This is a genomic window from Bacillus hominis, assembly GCF_018332515.1.
GTDB lineage: Bacteria > Bacillota > Bacilli > Bacillales > Bacillaceae_G > Bacillus_A > Bacillus_A hominis.
Genome location: NZ_BOQD01000069.1, coordinates 1 through 3,123, shown reverse-complemented (window position 1 = coordinate 3,123; position 3,123 = coordinate 1). Strand labels below are relative to the sequence as shown.

The 3,123-nt window shown below is 51.0% G+C and carries 2 rRNA genes; both read left to right on the top strand.

Going from position 1 to position 3,123, the window contains the following annotated elements:
• Positions 1-55 precede the first annotated feature (55 nt).
• Positions 56-2,977 (top strand): 23S ribosomal RNA (locus tag KI356_RS08565).
• 50 nt (positions 2,978-3,027) lie between these two features.
• Positions 3,028-3,123 (top strand): 5S ribosomal RNA (rrf, locus tag KI356_RS08560); the annotation flags it as partial.

Below are 3,123 nucleotides of genomic sequence, written 5' to 3'. Positions count from 1 at the left end.
GTATGTTCTTTGAAAACTAGATAACAGTGTAGCTCATATTTTTTAATTTTAGTTTGGTTAAGTTAGAAAGGGCGCACGGTGGATGCCTTGACACTAGGAGTCGATGAAGGACGGGACTAACGCCGATATGCTTCGGGGAGCTGTAAGTAAGCTTTGATCCGAAGATTTCCGAATGGGGAAACCCACTATACGTAATGGTATGGTATCCTTACCTGAATACATAGGGTATGGAAGACAGACCCAGGGAACTGAAACATCTAAGTACCTGGAGGAAGAGAAAGCAAATGCGATTTCCTGAGTAGCGGCGAGCGAAACGGAATCTAGCCCAAACCAAGAGGCTTGCCTCTTGGGGTTGTAGGACATTCTATACGGAGTTACAAAGGAACGAGGTAGACGAAGCGACCTGGAAAGGTCCGTCACAGAGGGTAACAACCCCGTAGTCGAAACTTCGTTCTCTCTTGAATGTATCCTGAGTACGGCGGAACACGTGAAATTCCGTCGGAATCTGGGAGGACCATCTCCCAAGGCTAAATACTACCTAGTGATCGATAGTGAACCAGTACCGTGAGGGAAAGGTGAAAAGCACCCCGGAAGGGGAGTGAAAGAGATCCTGAAACCGTGTGCCTACAAATAGTCAGAGCCCGTTAATGGGTGATGGCGTGCCTTTTGTAGAATGAACCGGCGAGTTACGATCCCGTGCGAGGTTAAGCTGAAGAGGCGGAGCCGCAGCGAAAGCGAGTCTGAATAGGGCGTTTAGTACGTGGTCGTAGACCCGAAACCAGGTGATCTACCCATGTCCAGGGTGAAGTTCAGGTAACACTGAATGGAGGCCCGAACCCACGCACGTTGAAAAGTGCGGGGATGAGGTGTGGGTAGCGGAGAAATTCCAATCGAACCTGGAGATAGCTGGTTCTCCCCGAAATAGCTTTAGGGCTAGCCTTAAGTGTTAGAGTCTTGGAGGTAGAGCACTGATTGAACTAGGGGTCCTCATCGGATTACCGAATTCAGTCAAACTCCGAATGCCAATGACTTATCCTTAGGAGTCAGACTGCGAGTGATAAGATCCGTAGTCAAGAGGGAAACAGCCCAGATCGCCAGCTAAGGTCCCAAAGTGTGTATTAAGTGGAAAAGGATGTGGAGTTGCTTAGACAACTAGGATGTTGGCTTAGAAGCAGCCACCATTTAAAGAGTGCGTAATAGCTCACTAGTCGAGTGACTCTGCGCCGAAAATGTACCGGGGCTAAATACACCACCGAAGCTGCGAATTGATACCAATGGTATCAGTGGTAGGGGAGCGTTCTAAGTGCAGTGAAGTCAGACCGGAAGGACTGGTGGAGCGCTTAGAAGTGAGAATGCCGGTATGAGTAGCGAAAGACGGGTGAGAATCCCGTCCACCGAATGCCTAAGGTTTCCTGAGGAAGGCTCGTCCGCTCAGGGTTAGTCAGGACCTAAGCCGAGGCCGACAGGCGTAGGCGATGGACAACAGGTTGATATTCCTGTACCACCTCTTTATCGTTTGAGCAATGGAGGGACGCAGAAGGATAGAAGAAGCGTGCGATTGGTTGTGCACGTCCAAGCAGTTAGGCTGATAAGTAGGCAAATCCGCTTATCGTGAAGGCTGAGCTGTGATGGGGAAGCTCCTTATGGAGCGAAGTCTTTGATTCCCCGCTGCCAAGAAAAGCTTCTAGCGAGATAAAAGGTGCCTGTACCGCAAACCGACACAGGTAGGCGAGGAGAGAATCCTAAGGTGTGCGAGAGAACTCTGGTTAAGGAACTCGGCAAAATGACCCCGTAACTTCGGGAGAAGGGGTGCTTTCTTAACGGAAAGCCGCAGTGAATAGGCCCAAGCGACTGTTTAGCAAAAACACAGGTCTCTGCGAAGCCGTAAGGCGAAGTATAGGGGCTGACACCTGCCCGGTGCTGGAAGGTTAAGGAGAGGGGTTAGCGTAAGCGAAGCTCTGAACTGAAGCCCCAGTAAACGGCGGCCGTAACTATAACGGTCCTAAGGTAGCGAAATTCCTTGTCGGGTAAGTTCCGACCCGCACGAAAGGTGTAACGATTTGGGCACTGTCTCAACCAGAGACTCGGTGAAATTATAGTACCTGTGAAGATGCAGGTTACCCGCGACAGGACGGAAAGACCCCGTGGAGCTTTACTGTAGCCTGATATTGAATTTTGGTACAGTTTGTACAGGATAGGCGGGAGCCATTGAAACCGGAGCGCTAGCTTCGGTGGAGGCGCTGGTGGGATACCGCCCTGACTGTATTGAAATTCTAACCTACGGGTCTTATCGACCCGGGAGACAGTGTCAGGTGGGCAGTTTGACTGGGGCGGTCGCCTCCTAAAGTGTAACGGAGGCGCCCAAAGGTTCCCTCAGAATGGTTGGAAATCATTCGTAGAGTGCAAAGGCATAAGGGAGCTTGACTGCGAGACCTACAAGTCGAGCAGGGACGAAAGTCGGGCTTAGTGATCCGGTGGTTCCGCATGGAAGGGCCATCGCTCAACGGATAAAAGCTACCCCGGGGATAACAGGCTTATCTCCCCCAAGAGTCCACATCGACGGGGAGGTTTGGCACCTCGATGTCGGCTCATCGCATCCTGGGGCTGTAGTCGGTCCCAAGGGTTGGGCTGTTCGCCCATTAAAGCGGTACGCGAGCTGGGTTCAGAACGTCGTGAGACAGTTCGGTCCCTATCCGTCGTGGGCGTAGGAAATTTGAGAGGAGCTGTCCTTAGTACGAGAGGACCGGGATGGACGCACCGCTGGTGTACCAGTTGTTCTGCCAAGGGCATAGCTGGGTAGCTATGTGCGGAAGGGATAAGTGCTGAAAGCATCTAAGCATGAAGCCCCCCTCAAGATGAGATTTCCCATAGCGTAAGCTAGTAAGATCCCTGAAAGATGATCAGGTTGATAGGTTCGAGGTGGAAGCATGGTGACATGTGGAGCTGACGAATACTAATAGATCGAGGACTTAACCATATAATATGAAGCAAATGTTATCTAGTTTTGAAGGAATATACCTTCATCAGTTTGGTGATGATGGCAGAGAGGTCACACCCGTTCCCATACCGAACACGGAAGTTAAGCTCTCTAGCGCCGATGGTAGTTGGGACCTTGTCCCTGTG